The organism is Streptomyces sp. NPDC048442, assembly GCF_040651475.1.
Lineage (GTDB): Bacteria > Actinomycetota > Actinomycetes > Streptomycetales > Streptomycetaceae > Streptomyces.
Genome location: NZ_JBEZKB010000019.1, coordinates 129,903 through 145,803 on the forward strand (window position 1 = coordinate 129,903; position 15,901 = coordinate 145,803).

Below are 15,901 nucleotides of genomic sequence, written 5' to 3' on the forward strand. Positions count from 1 at the left end.
GCCTCCCGGGGGCGGGTTCGGTGGTGCCTTCGGGAGTGGTGACGGGTGGAGGGCCGCCGGATGTGACATCGGTGAGGTGAAACCGGTGCGGGAGTTCTCCTCGGCCGCGTTGTCAGTGGGGTGGTGCAGCATGGATGGCATGGCACGCGACGCGAAGAAGAACCAGGTCCCAGCCGTACGGCGCCCGGAGGTGCGGCTTCCGGATCTGCTGCCGTTCGCGGACGGGGAGCTGGAGTCGGAGGGGGACTACGACGGGCTGGAGTTCAGGGACCTGGACTTCGTCGGGCAGGAGGGGCGCGGCGCCCGCTTCATGGACTGCGGGCTGTTCGGGGTGGCGCTGGATGAGACGCGGTTGAGCCGGGTGCGGTTCATGGACTCGGTGCTGGAGGGCGTGCGCGGGGTGGGGACGGACCTCGCGGAGGCGTCGCTGCGGGACGTGGAGATCGTCGACGCCCGGCTGGGCGGGACGCAGCTGCACGGGGCGGTGCTGGAGCGGGTGGTGGTGCGGGGCGGGAAGATCGACTATCTGAACCTGCGGAAGGCGAAGCTGAAGGACGTCGTTTTCGAGGGGTGCGTGCTCGTCGAACCGGACTTCGCGGGTGCGCGGCTGGAGCGGGTGGAGTTCCGGGACTGCGTACTGAAGGGGGCGGACCTGAGCGGGGCGACGCTGAAGGACGTGGACCTGCGGACGGTCGCTTCGCTGGAGATTGCGCGGGGGGTGGACCGGCTGCGCGGCGCAGTAATCAGCACACCACAGATGCTGGACCTGGCGGCGGTGTTCGCGGCGGAGCTGGGGGTGCGGGTGGAGTGACGTCGCGGCCCGTGCGGCGGCCCTTTGGGGGCGCGGGGAACTGCGCGATCAGCCACGACGGGCCTGCACGATGCCCTTGGCCCTGCGGCGGCCCTTTAGGGGCGCGGGGAACTGCGCGATCAGCCACGATGCACCCGCACGATGCCCTTGGCCCTGCGGCGGCCCTTTAGGGGCGCGGGGAACTGCGCGATCAGCCACGACGGGCCCGCACGATGCCCTTGGCCCCGCGGCGAGCGGTTTAGGTGGAGGGGTGGGGAGGGGCTGAATCCGCGGAGCGGCCCACCGGGTCGCACGGGGGTGCGGTGGCGTAGCGGGTGCGGTCGAGGAGGGGGCGTGCTCTGCGTGGGGGCCGCCCCCTTGCCCACCCGTCCCGCCCCCGGGGGGCGGCCCCGCTGCCCAAGGAGGCTAGGGGGCTAGGGGGCTGGGGGTCGGAGGGTTAGTTGGGGAGGCGGGGGAATTTTGCCTGGAGGGTCCACAGGGCCGGGTTGTCCGCGAGGCCGTCGTGCATGTCCGTGAGGTCGGCGATCAGGTCGTGCAGGAAGTCGCGTGCTTCGCGGCGGAGGAGGCGGTGGCCGAAGGTGAGCGGGGCCTCCTCGACCGGCATCCAGTCCGCTTCGACGTCCACCCAGCCGAAGCGCCGCTCGAACAGCATCCGGTCCGTCGACTCGGTGAAGTCGATCTCCGCGTACTGCCGGTGCGCGGACCGGTTGCCGCGCGGGTCCTGGTCGATCTGCTCCACGATGTCGCACAGCGCCCACGCGAAGTCGAGCACCGGCACCCATCCCCAGGCTGTGGAAACTTCCCGGTCCGCCTTGGTGTCCGCCAGGTACACGTCGCCGCAGAACAGGTCGTGCCGCAGTGACCGGACGTCCGCGCGGCGGTAGTCCGTCTGCGGGGGGTCGGGAAAGCGGCGGGAGAGGGAGTAGCCGATGTCGAGCACGTTCCCGATGGTCGCACGGCCGGGGGACGCGGCGGACTACGGCAGCAGCCGCTGCTCCTTCGCCACCGCCACCGCGCCCGCCCTCGTGTCCACCCCGAGCTTGGCGTAGATGCGCCCCAGGTGGGTCTTCACCGTTGCCTCGCTGATGAACAGGGCGCGGGCGATCTCCCGGTTCCCCAGACCGTGCGCCAGCTGCGCCAGGATGTCCGATTCGCGCTCGGTCAGGGTGGGGCGTCCGGCGCCCCGCATCTGGGCCATCACACGGCTCGCGACCGGCGGGGAGAGGATCGTGCGGCCCTGGGCGGCGGAGTGGATCGCCGCGAAGAGTTCCTCGGGGCGTTCGGCCTTCAGCAGGTAGCCGGTGGCGCCTGCGGCGATCGCACGGGTGATGTCGGCGTCCGTGTCGTACGTGGTGAGGACGAGGACGTGCGGGCCCGTCCCGGCGATCCGGCGGGTCGCCTCGACACCGTCGATGCCGGCACCGAGCTGGAGGTCCATCAGTACGACGTCGGGGGCCAGCTTGGCGGCCATCGCCACGGCCTCCTCGCCGTTGCCGGCCTCGCCGACGACCTCGATGTCCGGCTCGCTGGCGAGGAGGGCGAGCAGCCCGGCCCGTACGACCACGTGGTCGTCGCAGAGCAGGATGCGTACGGGAACAGCGGTCATGGGGTGGGCTCCAGAGGGATCGCGGCGGACAGGACCGTGCCCTCGCCGGGTGCGGACTCGACGGCGAGGGTGCCGCCGAGCTGGTGGACGCGGGCGCGGATGGCGGGGAGGCCGTGGCCGCGTACCCCGGTGGGGGTTTCCGTGGCCGGGGTGAAGCCGCGGCCGTCGTCTGCGATGTCGAGGACGATCTGATCGTCGAGGTAGGTGAGGGTGAGCGCCGTGGTGGTCGCCCCGGCGTGTTCCCGTACGTTCGCGAGGGCGCCCTGGGCGATACGGAGCAGGGCCGACTGGACCCGGTCGGGGAGCGGGGTCGCGGGGGCGGTGCCGTCGATGTGGAAGCGGGCGTTCTCGCGGGTGGCGACCGCGCGGAGGGCTTCTTCGAGGCCGCCGCCCCTGGCTCCCGCCTCGGCCAGGTCGGCGGGGGCCAGGTCGTGCACGAAGCGGCGCGCCTCGGCGAGGTTGCGTTCCGCGATGGAGGTGGCGGTACGGACGTGCCGGCGCGCGGTCGCCGGGGCCGCGTCCCAGGTGCGGTCGGCGGCCTGCAGCAGCATCTGCTGGCTGGACAGGCCCTGCGCGAGGGAGTCGTGGATCTCCATGGAGAGGCGCTGGCGTTCGGCGAGGGTGCCTTCGCGGCGTTCGATGGCGGCGAGTTCGCGGCGGGTGCGGATCAGGTCGTCGATGAGGGTGCGCTGGCGGGCGGCCTGCCGCTGCATGTAGACGAAGGTGCCGGCGGCGACGGCTGCCACGGCGGGTGGCGCCAGGACGAGGTTCGGGTCGAACCCATCGGTGGAGAGCTGGATTTGAGCGGTGACGACGAAGGTGGTGAGGAGGGCGACGAGGGCCAGGGCGGTACGGGTGGGGAGGGTGCGCAGGCCGGTGTAGAGGAGCGGTACCGCGCACCAGGCGAAGCTGGGGGCGAGGACGACGAGGACGGCCCAGACGGCTACTACGGCGGCCAGGCGGAGGGCGTCGTGGGGGGTGTGGATTCCGCTGCGGGCGCGGGCGTTGGTGCGGGTGGTGCTGCGGGTGCGGGTGCGGGTGGTGCTGCGGGTCGTGCTTCGGCTCGGGCCGACCACGTACAGCAGAACGTGCAGTACGGCGAGCGTGATGCTCAGCCCGATGATCCACGGGGTGCGGGGATCGCCCGGATGGCGGAGCAGGTAGCGGGCCAGGGAGGCGCCGAGGAGGAGGAAGAAGGCGGCGTCCATGACGAGGGCGAGGAGGCGGGCGTCGGGGTCGGGCGGGGGGAGCTGTGTGTGGGTCTCGTGCACCTTGGGCTCCGCGTCCTCGGGTTGTTCTTTGTGGTGGTGGGGGTGGGTGGTTCGGTGCGGGGCGGTGGGCCGCTTCGCGGGTTCGGCCCCTCCCCGCCCCTTCCCGAAACTGCTCGCCGCAGGGCGGTTCACGGCTGGCGCCGGTGGGGGCGGGGGTCCCGGGCTGCGCCCGGTGCACGGCTGCGCCGCGCGTCCTCAAACGCCGGACGGGCTGAGGTGCGTCCATCCTGACCCACCCGAACCACCCCCGCATCAACCGATCGGTCGACCCCCGGGTCAGCCGGCCGGTGTGGAGGGAGCAGCCACTGCGCCGACCGTTGGCGGGCCCCGCCGAGCCCAGCATGGAAGCAGGCAGAGAACGGCTCCCCAGCCCGCCTCATCCATCCCACTCCCACCCCCTTGAATCCCAGGAGCACACCATGCGCAAGCTCTCCCTCCGCACCCGCGTCCTCACCGGTTCCGCCGTCGTCGCCGTCCTCGGCGCCGGTACCTTCGGCGCCGTCAGCGCCAGCGCCTCCGCTCCGGCGGCCGAGACCAAGGCCGCCGTCACCGCCGACACCGCGAACCGGAACCTCCAGCAGTCCACCCACCTCACCGTCGCCGCCGCGACCAAGGCCGCCGAGGCCGCCCTCGACGCCGCGAAGAAGGAGAACCAGCGCGTCTCGGTCGCCGTCGTCGACCGCAACGGCAACACCGTCGTCACCCTGCGCGGCGACGGCGCGGGCCCGCAGTCGCCCGAGTCCGCCGTGAAGAAGGGCTACACCGCCGTCTCCTGGAACGCCCCCACCTCCGAACTCGCCAAGCGCCTCGCCCAGGCCCCGAACCTGAAGGACATCCCCGGCACCCTCTTCCTCGCCGGCGGCGCCCCGGTCCAGGCCAAGGGTGCCCCGATCGCGGGCATCGGTGTCGCGGGCGCGCCCAGCGGCGACCTCGACGAGAAGTTCGCGCAGGCCGGTGTCGCCGCTCTGGGCAAGTAGGCCCCGCAGCACGTCGCCCCGTACGTACGCACCGAGAGGCCTCCGTATGACCACCCCCTCGCCCGACTCCGACCGGCGTCTGCTCGCCGCCGCCAAGGGCGGGGATGCCGCCGGTGTCCGTGCCGCCCTCGGGGAGGGGGCCCGGGTCACCGCCCGTGACGAGGAGCTGCGCACTCCGCTGCTGCTCGCCTCGCTCGGGAGTCATGTGGAGGCCGCCCGGCTGCTGGTCGAGGCCGGGGCCGACCCGGACGCACAGGACGTGCGCGAGGACAGCGCCTGGCTCGTGACCGGAGTGACGGGCAGCGTCGCGATGATGCGGACCCTGCTGCCCGCCGGTCCCGACCTGACGCTGCGCAACCGCTTCGGCGGAGTGTCCGTCATCCCGGCGAGCGAGCGCGGTCACGTCGAGTACGTACGGGCGGTGCTGGCCGAGACCGGCATGGACGTCGACCACGTCAACAGGCTTGGCTGGACCGCCTTGTTGGAGGCGGTGATCCTCGGTGACGGCGGGCGTCCGCACCAGGAGATCGTGGAGATCCTGCTGGCCGCCGGTGCCACCCCCGACCTGCCGGACGGGGACGGGACGACCGCGCTCGAACATGCGGTACGGCGCGGCTTCGACCGCATCGCGGCACTGCTGCGGGAGGCGAAGTGAAGCGGACCCCGCAGAGATCCCGCGTACGCCGCGTCCTCCTCTCCGCCGTGGCCGTCGGCCTGCTGGCCACCGGCTGTGCCGGGGCCGGCGAGAATGCCCCCGACCGGCCCCGTACCGCCACCGTCACCCCCACCGCGCCCACTCCCGCCTCCGCCGTCACCCCCGCCGGCACCCTCCTCGTCGCCGACTTCGACGCCGACACCGTCACCTTCGTCGACCCGGCGCGCGGACCCCTCGGCTCCGTGCGGGTCGGCACCGCTCCGTACGGTCTCGCCGTGGGTACGGACGGCCGGGCGTGGGTCGCGACCGCCGAGGGGGTCGCCGTGGTCGACACCAAGACCCGTACGAGCCTCGGGCGGATTGCGTACGCGACGAAGGCCGACGGGCCCGCGACGATGGGCGAGTACCGCGCGGGCGGCATGGGCATCGCCCTGTCGCCGGACGGCAGCCGGGCCTACGTGGGCGTCAACGTCCCTGACGAGAAAGGGGTGTTGGAGGTGATCGACACCGGATCGCGGAAGGTCGTGGACACCGTCGCGGTCGGCCGAAGGCCCTTCGACGTGGATGTGTCCGCCGACGGGAGCGAGGTGTACGCGACCGGCCACGACTCGTACGACGTCACCGCCGTACGCGCCGACACGCTCCGCGCCCGCCGCCTCGAAGTCGCACCGTACGGTACGGAGGGCGGCCTCGGCTCCTGGCTCAAGCCGCACTACGCCGCCGTCCGCCCCGCCGACGGCAAGCTCCTGCTCCCCTTCGAGGGCGAGCGCCTCGCGGTGCTCGACCCGCGCACCGGCCGCGTCACCGTCGAGCCGATGACCGCCAACACCCACCAGCACGGCACCACGCTCGCGCCCGACGGCACCCTCCTCGTCGTCGGTACGGGACCGATCGGCGGCGACGACGAGGAGGCCTCGCTCACCCTCCGTACGCCCGACGGAAAGGAACGTGTCGTTCCGCTCGACGGGGCGCACGAGAACGTCGCCGTCTCCCGCGACAGCCGCACGGCGTACGTCACAGGGGGCTTCACCCGCGAGGGCTCGTGGGACGGCATCACGGTCGTCGACCTGGAGAGCGGTGCGTCGCGGAAGGTGGCGGCGGGGGTACGTCCGCTGGGGGTGGCGGTGCTGGGCTGAGGGGTGCGCACGGGCCGGGAGTACGGCGGGCTGTGGGATTCGGCGGGCCGGGGATACGGCGGGCTGTGGGATTCGGCGGGCCGGGGATACGGCGGGCTGTGGGATTCGGCGGGCCGGGGATACGGCGGGCTGTTGGATACGCCGGGCTGTGGGATACGGCGGGCTGTTGGTTTCCGGTCACTCGCGCGGCAGGGCCCAGGCCCCGTCGGGCCCGCCGCGTAGGATCGCCGGATGCCTTCTCGCCGTACCCGCACTCTCCGCGCTCCCCGCCTCGCGCTTTCCGCCACGTCCGCACTCCTCCTCGCGGTCGCCGCGTCCGGCTGTACATCCGACGGTCCCGGTGGCGACAACGGCGAGGGCACCCCTGGCGCGCACGGTCTGCGCGACCCGCTCTTCCCCAAGCTGGGCAACGGCGGCTACGACGTCTCCCACTACTCCCTCGACCTGGACTACGACCCGGCCGCCCACCGCCTCAAGGGCACGGCGGAGATCACGGCGAGGGCGACGCAGAACCTGAGCGCGTTCAACCTCGACCTGTCCAAGCTCAAGGTCGACAGCGCGACGGTGGAGGGCGAGAAGGCCGCCGCGAGCCAGGCGGGCACCGAGCTGACGCTGCGGCCGAAGCGGGACCTGCGGGAGGGGGAGACGTTCACGACCGTCGTGCGCTACTCCGGCCGGCCGCCCGTGGTCAAGGACGTCGACGGCGCCCGGGAGGGCTGGCTGCGGTCCAAGGACGGGAAGCTGTCGATCGCGGTCGGCCAGCCCGCCGGGTCGATGGCGTGGTTCCCGGGCAACAACCACCCCTCCGACAAGGCGACGTACGACATCAAGGTCACCGTCCCCGAGGGCCAAACCGCCATCTCCAACGGCGAGTTGAAGAACCCCCCGGTCGTGAAGTCCGGTCGCAAGACCTTCGAGTGGCAGATGCGGGAGCCGATGGCGAGCTATCTGGCGATGGTGTCGATCGGCAGGTTCAAGGTGTGGGAGGGGAAGGCGACCGCCGAGTTCGAGGCGGACGGCGAGACGCCGAAGCGGACGGTCCCGGTGTACGCCGCCGCGGAGGAGTCCGTCGACGCGCAGAGCCTTCAACTCCGCAAGCAGATCCCGGAGTTGATGGACTGGGCCGTCACCTACTTCGGCCCGTACCCCTTCGACTCGATCGGCTCGGTCGTCACCCGCGGTCCGGAGGACGTCAGGTACGCGCTCGAATCGCAGGCCAAGCCGGTCTACGCGGGCGTCACCGGCAACGCGAGCTCCCTCGCGGACGCACAGCTGCACGAGATCGCCCACCAGTGGTTCGGCAACTCCGTCTCGCCGAAGAACTGGCGCGACATGTGGCTGAACGAGGGCTTCGCGACGTACGCGGAGTGGATGTGGGACGAGGACGAGGGCGGCGACACCGCCCAGGAGGCGTTCGAGGAGGCGTTCAAGCAGGACCTCAACTGGCAGTTCCCGCCCGCCACTCCGCCCAACCCTGCGAGCATCTCCGGCGCGCCCGTCTACGAAGGCGGCGCCATGGTCCTCCACAAGGTCCGGCAGGCCGTCGGCGACGACGCCTTCTACGAGATCCTCGAAGGCTGGCCCGCCGCGTACCGGGGCAGAAACGCGTCGACCGCCGACTTCACCAAGTACGTCGAGGAGAAGACGCACAAGGATCTGTCGGCGGTCTGGGACGTCTGGCTCTTCGGAGGCGAGAAGCCGACAACTCCCAATCAATAGGCGTTACTTGACGTTGACCCCGGCCCAGGCGGCGGCCACGGCCTTCGCCTCGGCGCTGTCCGCGCCGTGCAGGTCGGTGGCCGCCTTCAGGGTCGCCTCGCGGGCGGCCTTGTAGTCGGTCGTCGACGTCATGTAGGTCGAGAGGGCCTTGTACCAGATCTTGTAGGCCTTCTGCTGGCCGATGCCGGTGACCTTCGAGCCGTCCTTGGTCGGCGAGTCGTACTTCACGCCGTTGATCTCCTTCGCGCCGCTGCCCTCGGCCAGCAGGTAGAAGAAGTGGTTGGCGATGCCCGACGAGTAGTGCACGTCGACGTCACCGGCGTTGGCGTCCCAGTAGTCGAGCGACTGGCCGTCCTTGCTGGGCTTGTCCATGTAGCGCAGCGGGGTGCCGTCGCCGTTGATGTCGATCTTCTCGCCGATGAGGTAGTCGCCGACGTCCGTGGCGTTCTTCGCGAAGAACTCGACGGAGGTGCCGAAGATGTCGGAGGTCGCCTCGTTGAGGCCGCCGGACTCGCCCGCGTACTCCAGGTTGGCGGTCGCGGCGGTGAGGCCGTGGCTCATCTCGTGGCCGGCGACGTCGATGGCGGTCAGCGGGTGCGTGTTGCCGATGCCGTCGCCGTACGTCATGCAGAAGCAGCCGTCGTCCCAGAAGGCGTTGACGTACGCCTTGCCGTAGTGGACGCGGGAGTAGGCGGCCTTGCCGTCGCCGGCGATGCCGTTGCGCCCGAGCTCGTTCTTGTAGAAGTCCCAGGTCATCGCGGCGCCGTAGGCGGCGTCGACGGCGGCGGTCTGCGGGTCGTCGGCCTTGCCGTTGCCCCACTTGTCGTCGGCGTCGGTGAAGAGCGTGCCGGTGCCGTTCTGGCCACCCTTCAGGTCGTACGTCTTGTGACCGCCGCGCTCGCCGTCGGTCAGGTCGAAGCCGGAGGCGCCCTTGGTGCTGGTCAGCGGAACCGCGCCGCTGTACATGCTGGCGCCGCTGCCGGCCTCCAGCCCTGCGCCCGAGCCGCCCTTGGCGGGGGCCTTCGGGGCCTTGCCGCCCTTGATGCCGTCGTCGATCTCGTCGTACGAGTAGAGCTGCTTGCCGGTGGTGGCGTCGGTGACGGTGTGCACCCGGCTGGGCGTGCCGTCCTTCTTGACGCTGCTCTTCACGGTCTCGAAGGCGAGCACGGGCTTGCCGCTGACGGCGAAGATCACCTTGCGGGCGCCCGCGGCCGACTTGAGCTTCGGCGTCGTCGACGCCACGGCTATCTTCGCGTCGGTCGCCTTGTCGACGGACTTCAGCTTGCCGGTCTTGGCGACGTGCGTGATGAGGTCGCCGCCGAGGACGGGCAGACCGGCGTACGTACGCTCGTAACGGGTGTGGACCGTGCCGTCGGCGTCCTTGATGACATCGCGCGCCACGAGCTTCTCGGCGCCGCCGAGACCCAGGCTTCTGGCCGTCGAATCGGCGTTGACCTGGGCGGACTTGATGGCGCCCACCCGCAGGGTGGCGGCGGACGCGGAGGAGGCCTGCGCCTTCTCGGGCGCGGCGGTCGCACTGCCGGCCTGGACTCCGACAACCACCATGGCGGCGGCTGCGGCGAGCGCGGCGGCCCGCTTGGTGTTCTTCGACATACGGGCAGAGCTCTTGTGGGGGTTCATACGCTCTCCATCACTCGTTCCGTGGGGGGTAAGAGGTTGAGCGATGTGAGAGTGACACCAAAAGACAAGAGTTGACGCAGTGCCAACAATTGCCTCACAAGTTTTTGACCTTCTCTTGCCAGTACGGCGTCCGTTGAGAGTCCATTTGTGGTGGAGTCTGCCCGATATTCGGTCAACGGGTGTGTGAGGGAGGTGAGTTGTGGTTACCGGTGGTACGTGCACGGAAACTGCGTGAAGCGGGGATCCCGGCGGCTGATGTGGCGGCTGTGGCGAGTGTGGCCGGTGTGATCAGACGGTGTACCTGCTGTGCGGAATGCCGCGCTCCCAGACAGTGGCGAATGCTGCGGTGCACAGCTCGGCCACGGCGGGGTCGTCGGTGTCCTCCCGGGAGGCCCATCCCCCCTCACCGGTGAAGTGGTTGAACCGGACCACCCGCTCGTCGAAGAGCCAGAAGTCGTTGCCGGACAGGGTGATCCCCGAGGCCCGTCGCCTCGGCAGCCACCGGACGTCCTCGCCCGCTTTGAGGTTGACCGACGTCCCGCCGTGTTCGTAGCGGATGTACGTGCTCACCGGCTCGGACACGATCCGCGCGCGGCGCACCAGCACGCCCCGCGCCACGGTGCGCCGGATGAGGGCCACCCACGGGGACCAGTACGCCGAAGCGGGGTCGTTGTCGCGCTCGCCGGTGCGCTGCCACCGGGCGAAGTCACCGGCCTCGTCCGTGACGCCGTAGGAGTCACGCATCTCCAGGTGGAACGCCGACTCCCGCGCGGAGTCGAGCAGTTCGTCAAAGCTGATCGGCCCGTCGCTGTTCTGCATCCTCACATGCCTCCTTGATCAGGGGGCACGGTGTGCCCCGGCTCGTCCCACCACACCCGTTGGCCGTTTCCGTCAGTACCTACCGTCAGCCCGAACCTCTCCACTCCCGGCCGCCCCCGCTCGTGCCACCACGTCAACGCACCCTCGACCTCGTCCCACAGCCGCCGCGGACCGTACTGCCGGACCACGCCGCCCGGCCACTCCACAGCGGCCCACGACGTACTCCGCAGGTCGAAGAACCACGCCCGGTCACCAGCCCCGCCCGGCCTGCCCGCCCCGGCATTGACGACGTGCGCACAGTCCGGCACGCACAGCCCGAGCACAAACCGCACACTCTCGTAGCGTCCTCCCAGCTCAGCCAACTCCACGTCGGTACCGCTCTGTTGGGACCCCTCGGGGAAGTCGGTCACGTACTCCCGGAACCGCCCCCAGTCCAAGCGCTGCTCGCGCAGCTTCATGAACTCCACCATCCGCAGGAACGGCCCCGAAGCGCTCCCGTCCTCCGCCACCCGCAGCCGCACCAGCGCGTCCTGATCGCTGTAGTACGTCCCCCAGGGCGCGAGTACGATCCCGCCCGGCCGGGTCTGCGCGAGCCACGCGCCCGGCACCTCCCGCACTCCTGCGGTGACGATCACCCGGTCGTACGGGGCCCGGTCGGCGCACCCCTGAACCCCGTCCCCGTGCACGACCTGCGGCGCGAGATTCGCCCGCCCCAAGGCCTCCCGCGCCCGCCCCGCAACGTCCGCGTCCACCTCCACACTGACCACGTTCCGGTCCCCGAGCCGGTGTGCGAGCAGCCCGGCGTTCCACCCGGTCCCGGTTCCCACCTCCAGAACCCGCGCCCCGTCCCGTACGTCCAGATCCCGCAGCATCCCCGCCACCACGGACGGCATGCTCGCCGAACTGGTCGCCACCGAGCCGGGCCCGGGCTCCTCCCGCGCGCCGTCGTCCCACTGCGTCACCAGCGGTACGTTCGTGTACACGGCCCGCTCCCACCCCTCGGGGTCCTGCCGCCGTGATACGCCCACGCTGCGCCCGGACCCCATGTCGTAGGCCCAGACCAGCTCAGGCACGAACGCCCCCCTCGGCGCTCTCCGGAACGCTTCCTCCCACTCCGGCACGAGCTCCCCGCCCGCGACGAGCGCCCGCACCAGCTCCTCACCGGCACGCCCCATGCTCTCGTCCCGGCCGTTCACTTCCGGTGCGTCCCGTCACCGGGCGGCATTTCGCCGTCCGGGGGAGGTGGCGGAGGCGGCGCCCAGGGCTGCCCTGGAACTTTGTCGTCCTCGGTGTCGCTGTGTCCCTCGCTCACGCTGAAACACCTCCGTGGCGGAGGGCCTGGGCGAGGCGGACCGCTTCGTCGGCGCGGAGCCTGCCGAGGTCGACCATCGGGTGACCGGATGTCGCGCCGGGGAGGTCGACCTGGAGTGAGGGGAGCGTGACCTGCGCGTCGGCGAGGGACCGGCGGAGGACGTCGACGGCGTGCTGCGCTTCGTCGAGGGCGGTGCGGGTGATGTTGCGGCGTGCCGCGTGTGGGGTTGCCATGCGAATGACGTTAGAGATGACGGGAGTTCGGCATCCAATGAGTTGCGGAAAATTGCGCAGATTCACCCGGGAGTGGTGAGGGCCGAGACGATGAGGTTCCGGGCCTGGGCTCCGTAGACCGCCGATTGAGACAATTCGGTGAACGCCCTTGCATAGTCGGCGACTTCCCGTGGCTGCGTGACCTTGATTTCGGCTGTCAGGGTCTCTACCAGGACCTGCCGGTCGTCGTAGAGATAGAACGCCTCAAGCGGCCAGACGGCGCAGGGGGCCGAGGCGGGGATGACTCCGAGCGAGACGGAGGGGAACGGCATCACTGTGAGCAGGTGTTCCAACTGTGCGGCCATGGTCTCGGCGTCGGCGAACCGGCGGGAGCGCAGTACCCACTCCTCGATCAGTACGGCGAAGCGGTGGTTTCCCTCTCGCAGCAAGCGACCTCGTTCCATCCGCGAGGCGACGGCCACGGACACATCGTCGGGGGTGCCCTGGAACTGCGTGATGGACTTCAGCAGGGCGGTCGCATACGCCTCAGTCTGGAGGAAGCCGGGTACGACGTTGGAGACGTAGGCGCGGCAGACGCGGGCACCCACGTTCCGTTCGAGGACTTCTTCTTGGACCTTGCGCATCCCGTGCCGGTGCACTCGTCGCCACTCGACGTACATGGACTCCACCGCGCGGGCAGAGGCGATCAGGTCCGGTACCTGGTCCTCGGCGCCGCACGCTGCGCACCATGCCCGGATGTCCGCTTCGGACGGAGCGGCCGTGGCGGCCTGGATGCGGGTGGTCTTCGCCGGGTGCCACCCGCACCGGGCCGAGAGTTCCCGGCCGTTGAGTCCGGCATCCTTGCGGATGTCCTGAAGCCGGTTGGCAAGGGCTTTGCGGGCAGCTTGGGCGCTGGACGACGGGGAGGGGCGTGTCATGGTGCTGGCTGGTCCGTATCCACAGGTTTAGACGGTGAACTCCTCGTGAGGGACAGCCCGTTCCCAAACAGTCTCGAAGGCGGTGGCGCACAGCTTGACGACTGCCGGGTCCTCCGTGAACTGCTTGCCGGGCTCAGCCCAGTCACCCGCACCGGTAAAGATGTTGAACTGGACCAGCCGGTCGTCGAGGACCCAGAAGTCGTTGCCCGGCAGTGCGATGTCCGAGGCCTGGTGGCGTGGCAGCCACCGGACCAGTTCGCCGGCCTGGAGGTTCAACGGCGTGATGGCGTGCTCATAGCGGATGTAGTCCGTGACCGGTTCGGAAACTATCCGGGCTCGGCGCATCACCACGCCTCGTGAGATCGCGTCGGTCACCAGTGGTGCCCAGTGCGGCCAGAACGACAGGTTCGGATCTGTGTTTGCCTCTCCGGTGCGCTTGAAGCGCTCGAAGTCCTCGGCCTCGTCGCCCACGCCGTAGACATCGCGCATTTCCAGATGCATGGCGCTGTGACGGGTGTCGGCCAGCAGCTCAGCGAAGCTCTTCGGCACGTCGTTCTGCGGCATCGCACGCCCTCCTCAGGATCGGCACCATGCGGGCCGGAATGCGGACCACCGTCTCATGCGCGGGTACGCCGAGCGCATGCCCGGGCACCCACTCCGTCCCACCGGTCAGCGCGTTCAGCAACTCGTCGGCCGTCTCGCCCTGAACGACCAGGTCCGCTGATTCCTCCTCCACCCAGACCGTTGGCGATCCCTCGCCCCCGGTATTGGGGTCAATTCCGATGAAACGCAGCTCCATGACGATCTCCCACACCTAGTGGATTACGACTGGCTGCATGACCTTCGCTCGCAGGTGAGGTGCCGTCAATAGTGCACGTGTGTACGGAAAATGGTCACGGAGGTGTGGTCGTGGCGCTTGAGACTCGGGCCTCGATCGTCGAGACGCTTTTGCTAGGAATGGATGGTGGGGCTGGTCCCCGCCACCCACCCTTTTCGCGGGTGCGAACGTGCGCGTGAGGCGCCAACTCGCCCACACTGCCCGTGAGATGACTTTTTGTGATCGGGTCGCGACCATGCGTTGCGAGCGTGTACCGTGCGTCACAACAGACGACCCCCATGCGGTGTTAGCAGCACCACACAGGGGTCTGACCACCGAGATCCTGACTTTCAAGGAGTCGATCCCCATGGCTGTTGCGCAGCTTAGTCGTGCCCTGCACGCGCCCGCCCACCCGATGGCAAAGCCCGGGTACGGGAAGAAGTCCGCGACCGATCAACTTCCGTTCAACGCCCAGACCTTCGCACACCTGCCCAGGCGTGAAGCGGCCATCGCCCGGTACATCGACCTCCTCCCCGACGGCTCCGACATCAGCATCAAGACGCTGGCCCGGGAGATCGAGGGCTACGGACAGACGGCCATCGGCTCCGCCCTCAACTACCTCTCCGCGACCGGGCACCTGCGCCGCTTCCGTGAGGAGCTCTGGATCGAGCGCGAAGGGTTCCGCCACGTCACCCGGACCTACTTCTCGCGGACCGCCAGGCCCGAACCCTGGTGGCGGGCCATGCTCGTCGGCGACGTACCCGAGAGCGGGAAGGAACAGTCGGCGGTGGACGAGCCGGGGGAGGCCGAGCGGCGCGGGTACCGGGCTCTGGCCCGGATCGCCCGCACCGAGCCCCAGCTGCCGCTCTCCGCCGCCTCGTGCGAGGCGCTCGCACCCCTCGCGGGGGAGTGGTTCAAGCGCGGCATGAGCGAGTCGCAGTTCGTGTGGAACGTGACCTTCTGCCTGCCCACCCCCGTCCGCCACCCCTTCCGCTTCGTACAGCAGCGGCTGATCGACCAGCTGCCGCCCGAACTTCCCGGCCCCGTACAGGGGTTGATCACCATGGAGTGCACCGGGTGCGGGGTACCGGGGGCGGCGGACGCGCTGCCCGGTGGGCTCTGCGCGCCCTGCCGGAGCGTTCCGTACGAGCGTCCGGAGAGCGGGCTGCCCGCCGACGTCGTACGCGGCAAGGCCGACCGCATCCGGTACGAGATCCGCAAGCCGCGAGGGCCCCGGTCGCCGCGTTGAGCTGGTGCGGTGGCCGGGGCCCTCGGGGGCGTAGCCGTACTCGTACGTCAGACGTGTCAGACGTTGACGCCGAAGTCCTGGGCGATGCCGGTCAGGCCCGAGGCGTAGCCCTGGCCGACCGCGCGGAACTTCCACTCCGCACCGTTGCGGTACAGCTCGCCGAAGACCATCGCGGTCTCGGTGGCGGCGTCCTCGCTCAGGTCGTAGCGGGCGATCTCGGCGCCGCCGGCCTGGTTGATGATGCGGATGAAGGCGTTGCGGACCTGGCCGAAGTTCTGCGAGCGGGATTCCGCGTCGTAGATCGAGACCGGGAAGACAATCTTTTCGACGTCGGCGGGCAGGCCGGCCAGGTTGACGTTGATCTGCTCGTCGTCGCCCTCGCCCTCACCGCTGCGGTTGTCGCCGGTGTGAACGATGGTCTGGTCCGGCGTCGCCTTGTTGTTGAAGAAGACGAAGTGGCCGTCCGAGTAGACCTTGCCTGCGGGATTCACCGCGATGGCGGACGCGTCGAGGTCGAACTCCGTGCCCGTGGTCGTGCGGACGTCCCAACCGAGGCCGACCGTGACGGCGGTCAGGCCCGGGGCCTCCTTGGAGAGCGAAACATTGCCACCCTTGCTGAGGCTTACTGCCATGGGATGTCCCTTTCATCGTGGTGTGCGGGCTTCGGTTACAAGTGCCGAAGCTACCGTCACCCCATCTAACGCGGTCAGGGTCTCAGGAAGTTCCAGGTTCGGGCGG

17 protein-coding genes are annotated in these 15,901 nt (G+C 70.2%); 6 read left to right on the forward strand and 11 right to left on the reverse strand.

The genetic code is table 11. From position 1 onward, the window contains the following. The first annotated feature begins 139 nt into the window (after positions 1–139). Positions 140–811 (forward strand): pentapeptide repeat-containing protein, encoded by a 672-nt coding sequence (locus tag AB0D18_RS26540; protein ID WP_362423424.1) that lies wholly within the window; start codon positions 140–142, stop codon positions 809–811. A 436-nt stretch (positions 812–1,247) separates the two neighbouring features. On the opposite strand, the gene AB0D18_RS26545 is transcribed toward AB0D18_RS26540, so the two are convergent. Genes AB0D18_RS26545 through AB0D18_RS26555 form a run of 3 tightly spaced genes read right to left on the reverse strand, consistent with a single transcriptional unit; the run spans position 1,248 to position 3,625 of the window. Continuing rightward, a complete protein-coding gene (locus AB0D18_RS26545) occupies positions 1,248–1,751 on the reverse strand; it encodes a hypothetical protein (protein ID WP_362423428.1) in 504 nt (167 codons plus the stop codon). Between the two features lie 36 nt (positions 1,752–1,787). After that, positions 1,788–2,417 carry a response regulator transcription factor gene (locus AB0D18_RS26550; protein ID WP_362423431.1) on the reverse strand — a complete coding sequence of 210 codons (630 nt, stop codon included), beginning with the start codon at positions 2,415–2,417 and terminating at the stop codon, positions 1,788–1,790. Next, complete coding sequence (locus AB0D18_RS26555) at positions 2,414–3,625, reverse strand: sensor histidine kinase (protein WP_362423600.1); 1,212 nt, start codon at positions 3,623–3,625, stop codon at positions 2,414–2,416. The genes AB0D18_RS26550 and AB0D18_RS26555 overlap by 4 nt, the downstream gene beginning before the upstream one ends. 482 nt (positions 3,626–4,107) lie before the next feature. Between AB0D18_RS26555 and AB0D18_RS26560 the strand changes: the two genes are divergently transcribed. From AB0D18_RS26560 to AB0D18_RS26575, 4 genes are all read left to right on the forward strand, one after another. After that, the gene (locus tag AB0D18_RS26560) at positions 4,108–4,665 is read left to right on the forward strand and encodes a heme-binding protein (protein ID WP_362423433.1); all 558 of its coding nucleotides are present in this window, start codon (positions 4,108–4,110) and stop codon (positions 4,663–4,665) included. Between the two features lie 46 nt (positions 4,666–4,711). Then, positions 4,712–5,320: an ankyrin repeat domain-containing protein gene (locus AB0D18_RS26565; RefSeq protein WP_362423436.1), complete on the forward strand. Its 609-nt coding sequence runs from the start codon at positions 4,712–4,714 to the stop codon at positions 5,318–5,320. Continuing rightward, complete coding sequence (locus tag AB0D18_RS26570) at positions 5,317–6,456, forward strand: hypothetical protein (protein ID WP_362423439.1); 1,140 nt, start codon at positions 5,317–5,319, stop codon at positions 6,454–6,456. Before AB0D18_RS26565 ends, AB0D18_RS26570 begins: the two co-directional genes overlap by 4 nt. Positions 6,457–6,687: 231 nt before the next feature. Further along, a complete protein-coding gene (locus AB0D18_RS26575; RefSeq protein WP_362423442.1) occupies positions 6,688–8,175 on the forward strand; it encodes a M1 family metallopeptidase in 1,488 nt (495 codons plus the stop codon). Between the two features lie 3 nt (positions 8,176–8,178). Here AB0D18_RS26575 and AB0D18_RS26580 read toward each other — a convergent pair whose 3' ends face one another. The 7 genes from AB0D18_RS26580 to AB0D18_RS26610 all read right to left on the reverse strand — a co-directional run bounded on the left by AB0D18_RS26580 (position 8,179) and on the right by AB0D18_RS26610 (position 13,896). Continuing rightward, positions 8,179–9,816 (reverse strand): M4 family metallopeptidase, encoded by a 1,638-nt coding sequence (locus AB0D18_RS26580; protein WP_362423445.1) that lies wholly within the window; start codon positions 9,814–9,816, stop codon positions 8,179–8,181. A gap of 288 nt (positions 9,817–10,104) precedes the next feature. Beyond that, positions 10,105–10,635, reverse strand: a complete 531-nt coding sequence (locus AB0D18_RS26585; protein ID WP_362423448.1) for a DUF6879 family protein — start codon at positions 10,633–10,635, stop codon at positions 10,105–10,107. 2 nt (positions 10,636–10,637) lie between these two features. After that, on the reverse strand, positions 10,638–11,831 hold the full coding sequence (locus AB0D18_RS26590; RefSeq protein ID WP_362423451.1) for a methyltransferase domain-containing protein: 1,194 nt from the start codon (positions 11,829–11,831) through the stop codon (positions 10,638–10,640). A 112-nt stretch (positions 11,832–11,943) separates the two neighbouring features. Continuing rightward, positions 11,944–12,180: a hypothetical protein gene (locus AB0D18_RS26595; RefSeq protein WP_362423454.1), complete on the reverse strand. Its 237-nt coding sequence runs from the start codon at positions 12,178–12,180 to the stop codon at positions 11,944–11,946. A 62-nt stretch (positions 12,181–12,242) separates the two neighbouring features. Then, a complete protein-coding gene (locus AB0D18_RS26600; RefSeq protein WP_362423457.1) occupies positions 12,243–13,097 on the reverse strand; it encodes a helix-turn-helix transcriptional regulator in 855 nt (284 codons plus the stop codon). Between the two features lie 27 nt (positions 13,098–13,124). Further along, on the reverse strand, positions 13,125–13,661 hold the full coding sequence (locus tag AB0D18_RS26605) for a DUF6879 family protein (protein WP_362423460.1): 537 nt from the start codon (positions 13,659–13,661) through the stop codon (positions 13,125–13,127). Next, a complete protein-coding gene (locus tag AB0D18_RS26610) occupies positions 13,627–13,896 on the reverse strand; it encodes a hypothetical protein (RefSeq protein ID WP_362423462.1) in 270 nt (89 codons plus the stop codon). Before AB0D18_RS26610 ends, AB0D18_RS26605 begins: the two co-directional genes overlap by 35 nt. Before the next feature lie 385 nt (positions 13,897–14,281). On the opposite strand from AB0D18_RS26610, the gene AB0D18_RS26615 reads away from it, so the two are divergent. Beyond that, complete coding sequence (locus tag AB0D18_RS26615; protein WP_362423465.1) at positions 14,282–15,163, forward strand: hypothetical protein; 882 nt, start codon at positions 14,282–14,284, stop codon at positions 15,161–15,163. Between the two features lie 56 nt (positions 15,164–15,219). Here the strand turns inward: AB0D18_RS26615 and AB0D18_RS26620 are convergent, their stop codons facing one another. Then, positions 15,220–15,795, reverse strand: a complete 576-nt coding sequence (locus tag AB0D18_RS26620; protein ID WP_362423467.1) for a TerD family protein — start codon at positions 15,793–15,795, stop codon at positions 15,220–15,222. Positions 15,796–15,901: the final 106 nt, after the last annotated feature.

Excerpts from the sequence above, each read along its gene's own strand:
- AB0D18_RS26555 (WP_362423600.1), bottom strand. The coding sequence starts at position 3,625 with ATGGACGCCGCCTTCTTCCTCCTCCTCGGCGCCTCCCTGGCCCGCTAC.
- AB0D18_RS26610 (WP_362423462.1), bottom strand. The coding sequence starts at position 13,896 with ATGGAGCTGCGTTTCATCGGAATTGACCCCAATACCGGGGGCGAGGGA.
- AB0D18_RS26575 (WP_362423442.1), top strand. The coding sequence starts at position 6,688 with ATGCCTTCTCGCCGTACCCGCACTCTCCGCGCTCCCCGCCTCGCGCTT.
- AB0D18_RS26585 (WP_362423448.1), bottom strand. The coding sequence starts at position 10,635 with ATGCAGAACAGCGACGGGCCGATCAGCTTTGACGAACTGCTCGACTCC.
- AB0D18_RS26580 (WP_362423445.1), bottom strand. The coding sequence starts at position 9,816 with ATGAACCCCCACAAGAGCTCTGCCCGTATGTCGAAGAACACCAAGCGG.
- AB0D18_RS26565 (WP_362423436.1), top strand. The coding sequence starts at position 4,712 with ATGACCACCCCCTCGCCCGACTCCGACCGGCGTCTGCTCGCCGCCGCC.
- AB0D18_RS26560 (WP_362423433.1), top strand. The coding sequence starts at position 4,108 with ATGCGCAAGCTCTCCCTCCGCACCCGCGTCCTCACCGGTTCCGCCGTC.
- AB0D18_RS26620 (WP_362423467.1), bottom strand. The coding sequence starts at position 15,795 with ATGGCAGTAAGCCTCAGCAAGGGTGGCAATGTTTCGCTCTCCAAGGAG.
- AB0D18_RS26600 (WP_362423457.1), bottom strand. The coding sequence starts at position 13,097 with ATGACACGCCCCTCCCCGTCGTCCAGCGCCCAAGCTGCCCGCAAAGCC.
- AB0D18_RS26550 (WP_362423431.1), bottom strand. The coding sequence starts at position 2,417 with ATGACCGCTGTTCCCGTACGCATCCTGCTCTGCGACGACCACGTGGTC.
- AB0D18_RS26605 (WP_362423460.1), bottom strand. The coding sequence starts at position 13,661 with ATGCCGCAGAACGACGTGCCGAAGAGCTTCGCTGAGCTGCTGGCCGAC.
- AB0D18_RS26615 (WP_362423465.1), top strand. The coding sequence starts at position 14,282 with ATGGCTGTTGCGCAGCTTAGTCGTGCCCTGCACGCGCCCGCCCACCCG.
- AB0D18_RS26595 (WP_362423454.1), bottom strand. The coding sequence starts at position 12,180 with ATGGCAACCCCACACGCGGCACGCCGCAACATCACCCGCACCGCCCTC.
- AB0D18_RS26540 (WP_362423424.1), top strand. The coding sequence starts at position 140 with ATGGCACGCGACGCGAAGAAGAACCAGGTCCCAGCCGTACGGCGCCCG.